The 13,374-nt window shown below is 64.9% G+C and carries 12 protein-coding genes; 5 read left to right on the forward strand and 7 right to left on the reverse strand.

The features are described from left to right. Positions 1 to 411: 411 nt before the first annotated feature. Both maiA and AC1PLU_RS19300 read right to left on the reverse strand, forming a co-directional pair. Positions 412 to 1,074, reverse strand: a complete 663-nt coding sequence (gene maiA, locus AC1PLU_RS19295; protein WP_481106994.1) for a maleylacetoacetate isomerase — start codon at positions 1,072 to 1,074, stop codon at positions 412 to 414. A 55-nt stretch (positions 1,075 to 1,129) separates the two neighbouring features. After that, positions 1,130 to 2,188, reverse strand: coding sequence for a fumarylacetoacetate hydrolase family protein (locus tag AC1PLU_RS19300; protein WP_183086956.1), 1,059 nt, complete (start codon positions 2,186 to 2,188; stop codon positions 1,130 to 1,132). A 308-nt stretch (positions 2,189 to 2,496) separates the two neighbouring features. Here AC1PLU_RS19300 and AC1PLU_RS19305 point away from each other — a divergent pair, with 308 nt between their 5' ends. Continuing rightward, positions 2,497 to 3,885 carry a DEAD/DEAH box helicase gene (locus AC1PLU_RS19305; protein ID WP_006450465.1) on the forward strand — a complete coding sequence of 463 codons (1,389 nt, stop codon included), beginning with the start codon at positions 2,497 to 2,499 and terminating at the stop codon, positions 3,883 to 3,885. Positions 3,886 to 4,071: 186 nt separating this feature from the next. On the opposite strand, the gene AC1PLU_RS19310 is transcribed toward AC1PLU_RS19305, so the two are convergent. Further along, positions 4,072 to 6,357 (reverse strand): transferrin receptor-like dimerization domain-containing protein, encoded by a 2,286-nt coding sequence (locus tag AC1PLU_RS19310; RefSeq protein ID WP_481106995.1) that lies wholly within the window; start codon positions 6,355 to 6,357, stop codon positions 4,072 to 4,074. Between the two features lie 111 nt (positions 6,358 to 6,468). Then, positions 6,469 to 9,102, reverse strand: a complete 2,634-nt coding sequence (locus AC1PLU_RS19315) for a TonB-dependent receptor (RefSeq protein ID WP_481106996.1) — start codon at positions 9,100 to 9,102, stop codon at positions 6,469 to 6,471. 265 nt (positions 9,103 to 9,367) lie between these two features. Here AC1PLU_RS19315 and queD point away from each other — a divergent pair, with 265 nt between their 5' ends. After that, complete coding sequence (queD, locus tag AC1PLU_RS19320; protein ID WP_043888904.1) at positions 9,368 to 9,721, forward strand: 6-carboxytetrahydropterin synthase QueD; 354 nt, start codon at positions 9,368 to 9,370, stop codon at positions 9,719 to 9,721. 193 nt (positions 9,722 to 9,914) lie between these two features. Then, positions 9,915 to 10,277 (forward strand): phasin family protein, encoded by a 363-nt coding sequence (locus AC1PLU_RS19325; RefSeq protein ID WP_481093579.1) that lies wholly within the window; start codon positions 9,915 to 9,917, stop codon positions 10,275 to 10,277. Positions 10,278 to 10,477: 200 nt separating this feature from the next. On the opposite strand, the gene AC1PLU_RS19330 is transcribed toward AC1PLU_RS19325, so the two are convergent. The 3 genes from AC1PLU_RS19330 to bioD all read right to left on the reverse strand — a co-directional run bounded on the left by AC1PLU_RS19330 (position 10,478) and on the right by bioD (position 12,330). Further along, the gene (locus AC1PLU_RS19330; RefSeq protein WP_481106997.1) at positions 10,478 to 11,014 is read right to left on the reverse strand and encodes a VapC50 family PIN domain-containing toxin; all 537 of its coding nucleotides are present in this window, start codon (positions 11,012 to 11,014) and stop codon (positions 10,478 to 10,480) included. A gap of 35 nt (positions 11,015 to 11,049) precedes the next feature. After that, entirely contained in the window at positions 11,050 to 11,517 is a 468-nt protein-coding gene (locus tag AC1PLU_RS19335) for a helix-turn-helix domain-containing protein (RefSeq protein WP_168957174.1), read from the reverse strand. A 138-nt stretch (positions 11,518 to 11,655) separates the two neighbouring features. Next, entirely contained in the window at positions 11,656 to 12,330 is a 675-nt protein-coding gene (bioD, locus tag AC1PLU_RS19340) for a dethiobiotin synthase (RefSeq protein WP_481106998.1), read from the reverse strand. Positions 12,331 to 12,447: 117 nt separating this feature from the next. Between bioD and AC1PLU_RS19345 the strand changes: the two genes are divergently transcribed. Both AC1PLU_RS19345 and AC1PLU_RS19350 read left to right on the forward strand, forming a co-directional pair. Further along, positions 12,448 to 12,930 (forward strand): GAF domain-containing protein, encoded by a 483-nt coding sequence (locus AC1PLU_RS19345; protein WP_024938377.1) that lies wholly within the window; start codon positions 12,448 to 12,450, stop codon positions 12,928 to 12,930. After that, entirely contained in the window at positions 12,927 to 13,319 is a 393-nt protein-coding gene (locus tag AC1PLU_RS19350) for a TfoX/Sxy family DNA transformation protein (protein ID WP_176341622.1), read from the forward strand. Before AC1PLU_RS19345 ends, AC1PLU_RS19350 begins: the two co-directional genes overlap by 4 nt. Positions 13,320 to 13,374: the final 55 nt, after the last annotated feature.

The raw sequence follows: 13,374 nt of genomic DNA on the forward strand, positions 1-13,374 counted from the left end.
CGAGGGCGCGGTGCCCTCACCGCTCGCGGGACACGCCGTGAATCCGTCCATGGAGGCTCAGTGGCGGCATCCATGCCGCCACATGGTCCCGCAATCGGCCAGGACACCGCACCAGAAAGTCTGCTGGTTGCTTTGAGAATAGCTACGCGCACCGACCATCTTGACTGGTCCTTGCCCGCCCACCGTCGCGGGACCTTACGCGGCATGGATGCCGCGTAAGAGCCTACACGGACGTACTTGCGGCGTGTCCCGCGATGGTGGGCGGGCAAGGGCCCTGCAGCCAAGCAACAGATCAGCACCCTGCAGTAGACCGGCGTGAGCATCAGCGGCCGCACGCGCGTCGATCGCTCTGCGCGCCCCCGCATTGCGGGAGGCTGCCCGAAGGGCAGAGCAGCCGGCAACTCCCCGCGTCTACACTGCAGCGTCAGGCTGCACTTCCGGCCGCGCCGCATCGAACGCCGGCAGTGCCAGGCAGGCCTGTTCGATGCGTTGCAGGGTTGGATACGGCGTCAGATCGACGGCGAAACGGCGCGCGTTGTAGAGCTGCGGAATCAGCACGCAATCGGCCAGACCAGGCGTGTCGCCGTGGCAGAACGCGCCGGTGTGCAGGTCATTGCCCAACTGCGCTTCCAATGCCGCAAACCCGCGTTGCATCCAGTGCTGCGTCCACTCCTGGCGTTGTGCGGCAGCCAGTTGCCATTCGCGTTCGAAAAACTGGGTGACGCGCAGATTGTTGAGCGGATGCACATCGCAGGCGATGACCTGCGCCAATGCACGCACGCGGGCGCGCTCGGCCGGCGCGGCGGGTAGCAACCGCGCACTGTCCGGGAACGCATCTTCCAGATATTCCAGGATCGCCAGCGACTGCGGAATCACCACCGCGCCATGCCGCAACGTGGGCACCAGTTCCTGCGGATTGAGCTGCGCATACGCCGGCGCGTGTTGCTCGCCGCCATCGCGCACCAGGTGCACCGGATGCGCGATGTAGGCCAGCGCCTTCAACTGCAGGCCGATACGCACGCGATACGCCGCGCTGGAGCGCCAGTACGAAAACAATTCCAGTGGCGCGCTCATGCCCTGCCCCGTGTGCAGTTCTTCGTAGCAAACTTCGCACACGCCTTTGCCGATGTCATGGCAGCGGCTGACGTTCGATGCGCTGTTCGATCGCCCCGAAGATGCTGGTGCCATCGGCATCGAACATTTCGATCCGCACCACGTCGCCGAAGGACATGAACGGCGTGCTCGGCTTGCCGTCGCGCAAGGTTTCCACCACGCGCTGTTCGGCAAAACACGAGGCGCCCAGCGTGGTGTCCTGATTGGCGATGGTGCCGGAGCCAACGATGGTGCCGGCCGACAGCGGCCGCGTTTTAGCAGCGTGGGCGATCAATTGGGCGAAGTCGAACTGCATGTCGTTGCCGGCTTCCGGCGCACCGAACCAGGTGCCGTTGACGTGGGTGACCAGCGGCAGATGCACCTTGTTGTCGCGCCATGCTTCGTCCAATTCGTCCACGGTGACGAACACCGGCGACAGCGCCGAGCGCGGCTTGGATTGCACGAAACCGAAGCCCTTGGCGAGCTCGGCCGGAATCAGGTTGCGCAGCGACACGTCGTTGACCAGGCCAACCAGCTGGATGTGCGCAGAGGCCTGCTCGGGCGATGCGCCCATCGGCACGTCGTCGGTGATCACCACCAGCTCGGCTTCCAGATCGATGCCGTGCTCCTCGCTGATCACCTTGATGGCGTCGCGCGGGCCGTAGAACCCGGCGCTGGTGGCCTGGTACATCAGCGGGTCGGTGTAAAAGCTCTCCGGCACCTCGGCATTGCGCGCACGACGCACCCGCTCCACATGCGGCAGGTAGGCGCTGCCGTCGACGAACTCGTAGGCGCGCGGCAACGGTGCGGCCAGTGCCTGCAGATCCAGATCGAACACGCCATCGGCACTGCCCTCGTTGAGCGAAGCCGACAAGGCATTCAGGCGCGGCGCGACATTGCTCCAGTCCTCCAGCGCGCGCTGCAGCGTGGGCGCGATACCGGTGGCGCGCACCGCCGTGCGCAGATCGCGCGAGACCACGATCAGGCTGCCGTCGCGGCCGCCTTCCTTCAGGGAACCTAGCTTCATGACCATCCTGTGCTGTGGCTGATCGGCCGATTGTACGGCCTGCTGCAACACTGGTTGCAGTTGAAACAACTGACCCGTAGCCCAACCGATGAACTCGCCTTTTGTGCAGCGCGCCAAACGCGCGTACACTTGCCGGGTCTGCATGCGGCCGTCCGTTTCCCTTAGGGACAGCCGGCGAGGCCAGGATCGATCGATCCGCTCGCCCGCCCCACCCGACGCCTTTCGTGGTGCCGACAAACCCATCGCTCTTTGATTGGGTTGTTCCACCATCTCGCAGCGCGGTTCACGGGAACGCTCCGAGCCTCACTTTTTTGCATCTGCAATGCGTCTGCGCTCCGGGCTCTGCCTGGTGGCGACGCTTTACTTGGAGCTTCCTGATGTCTTTTGAATCCCTGGGCCTTGCGCCCTTCCTGCTGCGCGCGTTGGCCGAGCAGGGCTATGAAACCCCCACCGCGATCCAGCAGCAGGCGATCCCGCTGGTACTGGCAGGTCACGACCTGCTGGCCGGCGCACAGACCGGTACCGGCAAGACCGCCGCGTTCGGCCTGCCGCTGCTGCAGCACCTGGGCACCACGCCGCAGCCGGTCAACGGCCCGCGCAAGCCGCGCGCGCTGATCCTGACCCCCACCCGTGAGCTGGCCACCCAGGTGCATGACAGCCTGCGCGGCTACAGCAAGTACCTGCGCATTCCGAGCGCGGTGATCTACGGCGGCGTGGGCATGGGCAACCAGCTCGACACCCTGCGTCGTGGCGTTGATCTGCTGATCGCCTGCCCGGGCCGGCTGATCGACCATATCGAGCGTCGCAGCGTGGACCTGTCCGGCATCGAAGTGCTGATCCTGGACGAAGCCGACCGCATGCTCGACATGGGCTTTTTGCCGTCGATCAAGCGCATCCTGACCAAGCTGCCGCGCCAGGACCGCCAGACCCTGCTGTTCTCGGCCACGTTCGAAGAGAACATCAAGCAGCTGGCGCTGGAATTCATGCGCAACCCGATGCAGATCCAGGTCACCCCGAGCAACACCGTGGCCGAGAGCATCACCCACCGCGTGCACCCGGTCGATGGCGCCCGCAAGCGCGATCTGCTGCTGCACCTGCTGGCGCAGGACAGCCGCGAGCAGACCCTGGTCTTTGCGCGCACCAAGCACGGCAGCGACAAGCTGGCGCTGTTCCTGGAAAAGTCCGGCATCAAGACCGCGGCGATCCACGGCAACAAGAGCCAGGGTCAGCGCATGCGTGCCCTGAGCGACTTCAAGGCCGGCCGTGTGACCGTGCTGGTGGCCACCGATATCGCCGCGCGCGGCATCGACATCAACGAGCTGCCGAAGGTCATCAACTACGACCTGCCGATGGTGGCCGAGGATTACGTGCACCGCATCGGCCGTACCGGCCGTAACGGCTCCACCGGCGAGGCGATCTCGCTGGTGGCGCAGGACGAGGCCAAGCTGCTGCGCCAGATCGTGCGCATGCTGGGCCGCGACGTGGAAATCCGCGACGTGCCGGGCTACGAGCCGCAGACCCCGATCCGTTGGGGCAACAGCGCCCCGGGCCGTGCCGAACAGCCGGGTGGCGATCGCGCGCCGCGCAAGAGCCACGCCCGTCGTCCGCATGGCGATGCACCGCGTCAGGCGCATGCCCATGCCGGCCCGAAGAAGCCGGGTGGCCAGCGCAGCAGCGGGCCGCGTCAGGCCGGTGTTGCCGCCGGTGCCGGCGCAGGCCGTCGCGATGGTGGCCGTGGTGGTCAGCGTCCGAGCGGCACGCGCTGAATCCTGCGCGCCGGTGCGACCGGCGCTTAGGCATGCGGTGAACTGAAAAAAGCCGCCCTTCGGGGCGGCTTTTTTGTGGGCGCAAGCGGGGCAATGTGGGCATGTCGCTAACGGCGCATTCCAAAGATGTGCGACGCAGCTTGCTTCCACACGGATGACACATGCGTGCCCGCGCGCGCGCGCTGCCTAGCCTTCGATCAATGCCGTATTGCGATCGATCGCCTCGCGATACCGATCCAGCACTGCGGCGGTCTGCACGATGTATTTGCTCAGATCGTCCCAACGCCGGTCTTCCAGCGCTTCGCGAATACCCGGCAAGGTCTTGACCTCGTAGCCGGTGGCCAGGCCCGGTGCGTAGATCAGGTTCCGGTACCACGGCCGGCCCGGCAAACCGCCTTCGGCCAACAGCGTCTGGTCGATGCGCTGCAGCGAGGCATTGAGCTTGCCGCGCACGCCTGCATCCAGGCTGCCGCCGCGCGATGCGAGTGCACCGTCGTAGCGCTTGGCACTGGTCTGCAGGCGGGCGATGGCCTGATCCAGCGCGGTGAAATCGATCTGCGGCACTGCGACTTTCGGCTCGGGGGCACGTTGCGGGCGATTGGGATTGTCGACCGCGGCGTAGGCACCGGCCTGCAACAACTCAGCCTGCGTGCGTGCGGCAGTGCGATCGCTGTCGGCCTGCTGCTTGAGTTCCTGCGCGTAACCGGCCACCGCATCGGCAAAGTCGCCGAAACGCTGCGGCAACACCGGTGCATTTGCCACGCGCAACACGGTGCGGCCTACGGTCTGCGACAACAGCGGCAGATAGCTGAAATCCGGATCGATATAGCGCGCGAAATAATCGTAGGAGTCGTACAGCGAGTGATAGACGCCGCTACCGCCGCCCTGCCCGCCGTAGCCCAGATCCAGCGTCGCCAGCCCCAGATGCTGCAGGAACGGGCTGTAGTCGCTGCCCGAGCCCAGCGCCTTGAGCGGCACATCGCCACCGGCCGCGGCCTGCTTGGCGATGTCTTTTTGCGCCGGCTTTGCGGCCGGTGCCAAGGCATCGATGCGGGCACGTGCGCGTTGCCGTTCGAGCACGCTCACGCCGCTGTCGGGGTCGCGCAGATCCGCTGCCACGCCGTTGACCAGGCGTTGCAGCGCATGGCTGCCGCCGGCATTGAGAAAGCCGCGTCCGTTGCCATCGGTGTTGACGTACAGCACCGCCTTGCGGCGCAGTTCGTCGGCGTGCTGTTCGGCCCACTCTGTGGAGCCGAGCAGGCCGGCTTCTTCGCCATCCCAACTGGCATACACGAGCGTGCGCTTGGGGCGCTGGCCTTGCTTGGCCAGCTCGCCAATCGCCTTGGCTTCGGCCAGCAATGCGGTGGTGCCTGAAAGCGGATCGGCCGCACCGAACACCCAGCCGTCGCGGTGATTGCCGCGCACCACCCACTGGTCCGGATACTCGCTGCCGCGCAGGGTGGCGATGACGTTGTAGATGGTCTTGCTGCCCCAGTCCGCGTCGACCTTGAGGTGCACACGCGCGGTGTCGTCTCCGCCGATGCGGTAGGTGATCGGCAAGGCGCCGCGCCAGTCCTCCGGTGCCACCGGCCCGCCCAGGGCGGCCAGCAAGGGCTGCGCGTCGCCCCAGCTGATCGGCAGCGTGGGAATCTTCAAGACGCTGCCGGCCTGGTCGATCTTCAGGCGTTTGGCGCCCTTACTTGCACCGACGCCCGGGGTGAGCGGGTCGCCGGGATAGATCGCGAAGTTGGCGACCGAGCCGCGTTGCACGCTCCACTGATTGCGCGCCGGGCCATCCGGATAGGCCTGATCCTGGAAGTAGCCGTCGTCGCGCGGATCGGAATAGATGATCGCGCCGATCGCACCATGCTCCTGCGCCAGCCGCGGCTTGAGCCCGCGCCAACCTTTGCCGTAGCGCGCAATGACGATCTTGCCGCGTACGTCCACGCCGTTGCGCGCGAGCGCTTCGTAGTCTTCGGCAATGCCGTAATTGACATAGACCAGGTCGCCGGTGACATCGCCATTGCCGCCATAGATCACATACGGCGGCAGCGCGTTGTCGGTCTGAGTAGAGGTACTGTCGCCCGGCAGCGGCGGCTCCTTGAGACGGGCGACATACGGCTTGGCCCCGAGCAATTCCAGCTGCGAGCTCTTGGGCGAGGGCCACAGCACCTCGAAGGTTTCGATGCGCGCATCCCACCCGTAGGCGCGCAGGCGCGTTTGCAGATCGCGGGCGTTTTCAAGGTTATGCGGCGAGCCGACCTGGTTGGGCGCCGACGCCCATTGCTTCAACCAGCCGCGATAATCGGCGTCCTTCAATCCGCTGTCGAAACGTGCTTCCAGCGCGCGTTGCGCCTGTGCGGCATCGGCGTCGTAACCGGGCAGCGCGGCGGGTTGTGCTGCAGGTTGAGCCGCCAGGGTAGGCGCGACGAATGCCAGGGCGAGTAGCCAGGCGTGCTGCGAAGAGGTCATCGTAGTTCCTTGAATAAAGTGTCCGGGGTAAACGGCGATTGGTTTGATACAGGGCGCTGGCGAGCACACAGCCACCATCGCACGGCCGCACACGGGCCGTGCGTGCGCCGATCAGAATCGATAGTCCAGGCCCACGGTGAAATAGCGCCCACGCAGGTCGTACTGGGTGAAGTCGTACGGCGCGCGAATACCCGGGAACGAGGCATCCACCGGCGGCTGCTTGTCGGCCAGATTCTCGACCTTGGCGTAGAGCGTGAGTTTGTCGATGCCGGTGTAAGCCAGATACAGATCGAACTGGTTGTAGTCGCCCACGCGCGACTGCAATGCGCTGGCCGCCGCGCTGGCTTTCTGGTCGTAGCCGCCGGTGTAATACCAGGTCAGTGCGGCGCTGACGGTGCCCAGGTTCCAGTCCAGCGTGGTGGTTGCCTTGTTGCGCGGCAACGAGGGACCGAGGTTGCTGCCGGCGTAATCCTGCAACGGCCCACCGACCACGGTCGGGCGGCGGTAATCGCGCACGTGGGTGTAAGCGGTATTGAGGCCGAAGTTGCCGGCCGCTTCGGTGCGCCAGCGCTGGCGCAATTCGACATCGATACCGGAGGTGGTCAGCTCGCTGAGGTTTTGATAACGGTTGTACACCGCCACCAGCGTGCCGCGCTCGTTGCGGATCACATCGGCCGGGTTGTTGTTCTGCACGATGGTGGCGTTGTTGCCGGTGCCGACCAGATTCTCCAGTTCGATCTTGTACCAGTCCACGCTCAGGCTGGTGTCGGCCCACGGCGACAGCACCACGCCAAGGTTGTAGCTGCGCGTGCGCTCCGGATTGAGCTCGGTGTTGCCGACGGTGAAGAAGGTCGGGTTCTGGCGCGAGCCCGGCACGTCCGGATCGAACGGATCGACCACCGAGCCGTAGGAGATATTCGTACTGGCCGCATTCTCCGACAGCGACGGCGCGCGAAAGCCACGCGAGGCCGCGGCGCGTACCAGCACGGCATCCAGCGGTTGCCAGCGCAGGCTGGCCTTGGGCGAAAACGCATTGCCGAAATCGCTGTAATGATCGCCGCGCCCGGCAAGTTGCAGTTCCAGCGATTGCAGCAGCGGCACATTGACCTCGGCATACAGCGCCGACACCTTGCGCTCGCCGTCCACCGCGGCAATCGCCGGGCGGATCTGCAGGCCTTGATCGATCTGCAGCGGATTGCGCGAGACCAATTCTTCCTGCCGCCACTCGGCACCGGCGGCAAATCCGACGCTGCCGACCGGCAGCTCGAACAGATTCCCGGACACTTTGGCATCGACGCCGCGCAGCGTCGATTGCGCCGGGCGCAGCGTGCTGAGGTTGATGCCGTCGATCACCGATTGCGGCGTGGTGGACGGGTTGAGCAGGTTGTAGCTGCCGTCAGCCAGCGCCTGCGCCAACGTAAAGCGATTGGCGAAGCCACCGGACACGGTTTCGTGCTCGGTGCTGCGCGCGGCGAACGCCGCCGCTTCCCAATCCCAGCGTTCGGTCTTGCCGCGCACGCCGCCGAGAAAGCGGTAGGACTGCGAGCGGTTGGTTTTGACCGTCTGGCCCAGATCGAAGAAGGTGTATTCGATCGGCACCGCGGTGCCGTACGGGTTGTACGGGCTGGAGGCCGGCAGCAGGTTGGACACCGGCTCGGCCAGCCCGCTGCTGGCGTTCAACGCAAAGCGGCCGCCTTCCAGAGTGAAGTACGGGCTGGAGCCGAAGATCGACACGCCCTTGACCTCGCTATAGAGCGCCTCGCCAAACGCTTCGACGTTGTCGCTGAGCCGGAACGTGGCGTTGGTATAGGCCTGATAGCGCTTGGTCGAGGGGATCAGCGTGGTGAACGGGGCCTGGTTGAAGCCGCAGGTGTCGCCGGCCAGGCCGTCGATCGGCGCGCTGGCGGTCAGCACCGTGCCGGTGGGGCAGTTGCCTTGCGCATCCAGCATCGGCACCGAGCGGCCGCCGACCAGATAGCGCGCGCCCTTGGCCGACCAGCCGTTCCAGCGCCCGCCGGGCAGATCGGTATAGATGCCCGAGCGGGTCAGTTCGCGCTGGTCCTGATCCAGCCGGTCGCGGTTGTAGGCGTCGAAACTGAAAAGGATGTTGTAGCCGTCGCTGTCGAGATCGCCGATGCCGCCAATGAACTTGGCGCGCTGGGTGTCCATGCCACCCTGATCGGAGGTACCCCCGCTGATGCCGAGTTCGGCGCCCTGGAAATCCTGCCGGGTGATGATGTTGACCACCCCGGCCACCGCATCGGAGCCGTACACGGCGGAGGCGCCGTCCTTGAGCACTTCGATGCGTTCCACCGCCACCAGCGGCAGCGCGTTGAGGTTGACGAAGGTGTCGCCCAGACCATTGGCAGGAAAGCCGTAGTTGGCCAGGCGGCGTCCGTTGAGCAGCACCAGGGTGTTCTTCTGCGACAGCCCGCGCAGGCCGATGCCGGCCGAGCCGGAGGCCCACCCGTTGTTGGTGGTCTCGTTGGTGGCGTTGCCGGTGTTGGCGGAGATCGAGCGCAGTGCGTCGGCCACGGTGACCTTGCCGGACTGCTCCAGCTGCTGGCGGTCGATCACCTGCACCGGGTTCGGGCCTTCGCTGTCGGTGCGCTTGATATTGGAGCCGGTGACGCTGACGGTGGCCAGGGTCTTGCCCGTGTCGGGTGTCGCGTCGTCGGCATGAGCGAGGGGAATCAGCGCCGAGAGAACGGCAAGGGACAGCAGGTAAGGCGTAGGGCGCTTCACGCACGGCATCCATGAATGGGGGTTTTGCAGTGGGCCATGCGCGATTGATTAACAAAAATTACATAACTGCATAGGGATATGACGCGCTGTGACACACGCTGGCAGCAAGACGCGGTAAGACGCGCGTCGGACGTGGTGCGCTGCGTATGGCGATTGAGCACATCGAGAACAACGCCCTGCTGTTTGCCTTCAAGAGCCCGCAGATGGGCTGTCTCGCTGCGATTGGCACAGCCCGAAAAGCACTGGCGCACTTACAATGGCGCGCATGGATATCTTCAAAGTCTTTACGCTCGAAGCCGCGCATCGGCTTCCCAATGTGCCGCCCGGGCACAAGTGCGCCCGCTTGCACGGGCATTCCTTCCGGATCGAGCTGCATGTCAGCGGCGAGCCGGGTGCCGAGACCGGCTGGATCATGGATTTCGGCGACATCAAGGCCGCCTTCAAGCCGATCTACGACCGCCTGGACCACCACTACCTCAACGACATCGAGGGATTGGAGAACCCGACCAGCGAGCGTCTGGCGATCTGGATCTGGCAGCAGCTCAAGCCGGCGCTGCCGCAGTTGAGCGAGATCGTGGTACATGAAACCTGCACGTCTGGCTGCCGTTATCGCGGCTGATCGCCTGGCGCAATCGTGTGACGCAAAGCCGCCTACTGGGCGGCTTTGCCGTTTCTGCGGCCTGGATAGTGCATTGATTTCAAGAGGTTTTTGAAGCCGTTTTGGAAATTTTCAGCAAACGTGTTGCATCGCAACAATATCCGCGTATGCTGCAATGCAACAAACGGTCACAGCATTCCCCAAGGGGTTCGCAATGTCGGCGCAGTTCGAAAACGGCTTCAGCAGCTTTGCTTCCGCAGCGGCACGCGCCAACCAGTTGGCGATGGAACACGCAGAAAACGCGTTTGGCCTGCAGCTGAAGACCTTGGAGCAAAACGTGAGCGCGACCACCAGCTTCTTCGGTGAGTTTGCCCAGGCACGCGACCTGGGCGCCTACCAGACGCTCTGGCCGAAGGGGCTGCAACTGGCCCGCGACAACCTGGAACGTCTGGCGTCGGTCAATCAGGAAGTGGTCGGCCTGGGCTTGAAGGCCTCCGATGCGCTCGGCCAACTGGCCAAGCAGCAGTTCGAGACCAACAGCGAGCATGCAACGAAAGGCAAGACCCGGCGCACGTAACCGCCACCAAAATTCAGCGTCTTTGCATGGGTCCCTCCCCCCATGCAATCCGGCCCGACAGATCCCTCCCTCTGTCGGGCTTTTTTATTGTCTGATCGCTGGCTTATCCCAAGTCATCGGACCATGCAGTCACCAAGACAGAGTCGCGGCCTCTCGACGGTTTTTCGTGCCGGTGTCGCTTTGCGATGCCCACCAGGCTGTCAGAGAACCGTGCGGTAAATGGTCAACGCTTTAACGGTCTGGACGAGTCCTTGTCGTAGTAGCACCTCCAGATAGCGCTCCACGTCCATCCCTGGATTGCACAGCTGTGCACGCTGGCGTTGAGCGGCAGAGACAACGGCCGCCTTGTCCAGATCGAACAGATTCTCAATGAACTCGTCCGGGTGCTGCGCCTCGATCCCAAAGGGAGCGAGCGTGGCGGACGGGAAATCTTTCAGGTTGAAGGTGACGATCACGCTGGCGCTGCAGCGGATCGCAGCGGCCAGCACGTGGCGATCGTTTGGATCGGGCAGATGCAGCGCCTCAATCAACGGTTCGTAGCCACTTACTAGGCAATCCGGAATGGCTCGGTCCATCAGCGCCGAGGTACGGTCCACCTGCTCTGCTGTGAGGTCGCGCCGGTTGAGCAATAAATTGCGCTTCCATTCCTGGTGAATCTGCACGCTCCAGCGCGCACGGAACCTGCCCGATAGTCCAAGCCACATCAACAAGTCCCGGAGCGGCGCCGGGTAAAGCACGCACGCATCGTAGACTGCAGTGAACGGCGAATGCCTCACTGATATCCCAGCGCCAGCTCCTGGGCCTGCGTGGCCAGTTCCTGCATGGCCTGCTCACTGGCGCGCTCACGTTCGCGCTTGAACTGCATCAGGTCGGCAAAACGCACTCGGCGATGTCTGCCGGTGCGGTGGAACGCCAGCGCGCCCTCTTCCATCAACTTGACCATATGCGGCCGGGAAACGTTCAGCAGATCGGCAGCTTCCTGGGTGGTCAACTCGGCGTGGATGGGCACCACCTGCACCGCATTGCCATCGGCGAGCTCGGCCAGGATATCCATCAGCAGACGCAGTGCGGAGGTGGGCAATTCCACCTGATGGGCCTGGTTTTGGTCGTCGAAGATCTGGATGCGCTGGGTTTCGAAGCTGGTGGCAAGGTAGGCCGCCAAGGCGCGTTGGCCTTGCACTGCAGCGGCGACCTCGCGCTCGACAGGCAGGACCATCTTGGACGGAGCAATGTTCGACATGTGAGCACGCTGGTGCAACGGAAACGGGGTCCAGCATAAACGAAATGCCGGATATCCGAAATAAACGAAACATATTTCTTGTGATGGCGTGCTCTCTCTCGCCATCCTGAGATAGCTACCCGCCTGATTGCCCCCACCTCACTGCGGCAGCTGCAGCCCCTTGGCCTGGGTTGCAGCGTCGGCACCCGGACGCCATGCGATCCGGCCCAAGCACGGCATCGTCAGGCGCTGGCGCAGCATGTCGATGTTCTCTTCGATGCGCTCCATCTGCGGATCGATTTCGTTGGCGATCCAGCCGATGCACTCCAGCCCATCGGCGGCGATGGCGGCGGCAGTCAGGCGCGCGTGATTGATGCAGCCCAGCCGCACGCCGACCACCAGCACGACGGGCAGCTTGAGTGCGCGGACCAGATCGGCCTGGTCCAGATCGGCGCTCAGCGGCGCGGCCCAGCCCCCGACGCCTTCGACCACCACCACCTCGGCCTGCGCGCGCAATTGCGCGAAGGCGCGGGCGATCGGCTCCAGCGACAGGGTGACGCCGACATCGGCCGCAGCCAGCTCCGGCGCCAGCGGGGCCGGCAAGGCATAGGGATTGAGGGTGGCGTAGTCGGGTTGCGGCTCGCTGGCGTCCTGCAGCGCCAGGGCGTCCTCGTTGCGCCAGCCGTGCGCGGTTTGCTCGCAACCGCTGGCAACCGGCTTCATGCCTACTGCGGTGTGCCCGCGCGCGCGCAGTGCGTGCAGCAGCGCGGTGCTGCCCATGGTCTTGCCGATGCCGGTGTCGGTGCCGGTGACATAGAACGCCGAAAGCTGCATGCGTTTGTTCCTGCGGCCGCGCCGCGGTTGCCGTGAGGGCGCGCAGCATAGCGTGCAGATCCAAACGGAACGCTGAGTCGCAACGACCCTGCGGATGGCCGCTGCTAGACTTCGGCCATGTTCGCAACTTCTTCGCTGACCGGCAGCAAGCCGGAACAATACGCCCAGCTCACCGCCCAGGCCCAGGCACTGGTGCATGGCGAGCCGGATCGGATCGCCAATGCCGCCAACCTGGCCGCACTGATCTTCAACGCGTTGCCGTCGCTCAACTGGGCCGGCTTCTACTTTTACGACGGCCGCGAGCTGGTGGTGGGCCCGTTTCAGGGCTTGCCGGCCTGCGTGCGCATTCCGCTGGACAAGGGTGTGTGCGGCGCGGCCGCCAGCACTCGGCAGAGCCAGCGCATTGCCGACGTGGACGCCTTCCCCGGACATATCGCCTGCGATTCGGCGTCGCGCTCGGAGCTGGTGATTCCGCTGGTCAAGGGCGATGCGCTGATCGGCGTGCTGGATCTGGACAGCCCGGAGCTGGATCGCTTCGATGCCGACGACCAGCGCGGCCTGGAAGCCATTGCGCAGATCTTTGTCGGCGCGCTGACGTGACCACAGAACGGCTGCGCAACATCGGCCCGAAAAGTGCAGCGTGGCTGCGTCAGGTTGGCCTGCGCACGCAGGAGGATCTGCAGGCGGTGGGCGCGGTGGGCGCGTTCGTCAAAGTGCGCCGCGCCGGCTTCAAGCCCAGCCTCAATCTGCTGTATTCGCTCGAGGGTGCGTTGACTGACTGCCATTGGCAGGAGGTGCCAGAAGCGCGGCGGCATGCCTTGCTGGCCGAGTACGAAGCGGCCAGCGCGTTGCTGCCGGTGCGTGGGCGCGCGGTGGGTGGGCCGGTGGAGACCGTGCACTACGCGCGCGCCGATAACGACGATACGCATGGCGAGATGCCTGAGGCTGCCGATGACGATGCGGCAACAGGCGAGACGCACGACGATTGAGCGTCTGTGCCGGGTTGCAGCAGCTGTGTGCGCGTGGCGATGGTGATGCGATTGG

It is taken from the genome of Xanthomonas sp. NCPPB 2933, assembly GCF_056725225.1.

Bases quoted from the DNA above. Each gene is read 5' to 3' on its own strand.
- queD (WP_043888904.1), top strand. From the start codon at position 9,368: ATGGATATCTTCAAAGTCTTTACGCTCGAAGCCGCGCATCGGCTTCCC.
- maiA (WP_481106994.1), bottom strand. From the start codon at position 1,074: ATGAGCGCGCCACTGGAATTGTTTTCGTACTGGCGCTCCAGCGCGGCG.
- AC1PLU_RS19310 (WP_481106995.1), bottom strand. From the start codon at position 6,357: ATGACCTCTTCGCAGCACGCCTGGCTACTCGCCCTGGCATTCGTCGCG.
- AC1PLU_RS19305 (WP_006450465.1), top strand. From the start codon at position 2,497: ATGTCTTTTGAATCCCTGGGCCTTGCGCCCTTCCTGCTGCGCGCGTTG.
- AC1PLU_RS19335 (WP_168957174.1), bottom strand. From the start codon at position 11,517: ATGTCGAACATTGCTCCGTCCAAGATGGTCCTGCCTGTCGAGCGCGAG.
- AC1PLU_RS19325 (WP_481093579.1), top strand. From the start codon at position 9,915: ATGTCGGCGCAGTTCGAAAACGGCTTCAGCAGCTTTGCTTCCGCAGCG.
- bioD (WP_481106998.1), bottom strand. From the start codon at position 12,330: ATGCAGCTTTCGGCGTTCTATGTCACCGGCACCGACACCGGCATCGGC.
- AC1PLU_RS19345 (WP_024938377.1), top strand. From the start codon at position 12,448: ATGTTCGCAACTTCTTCGCTGACCGGCAGCAAGCCGGAACAATACGCC.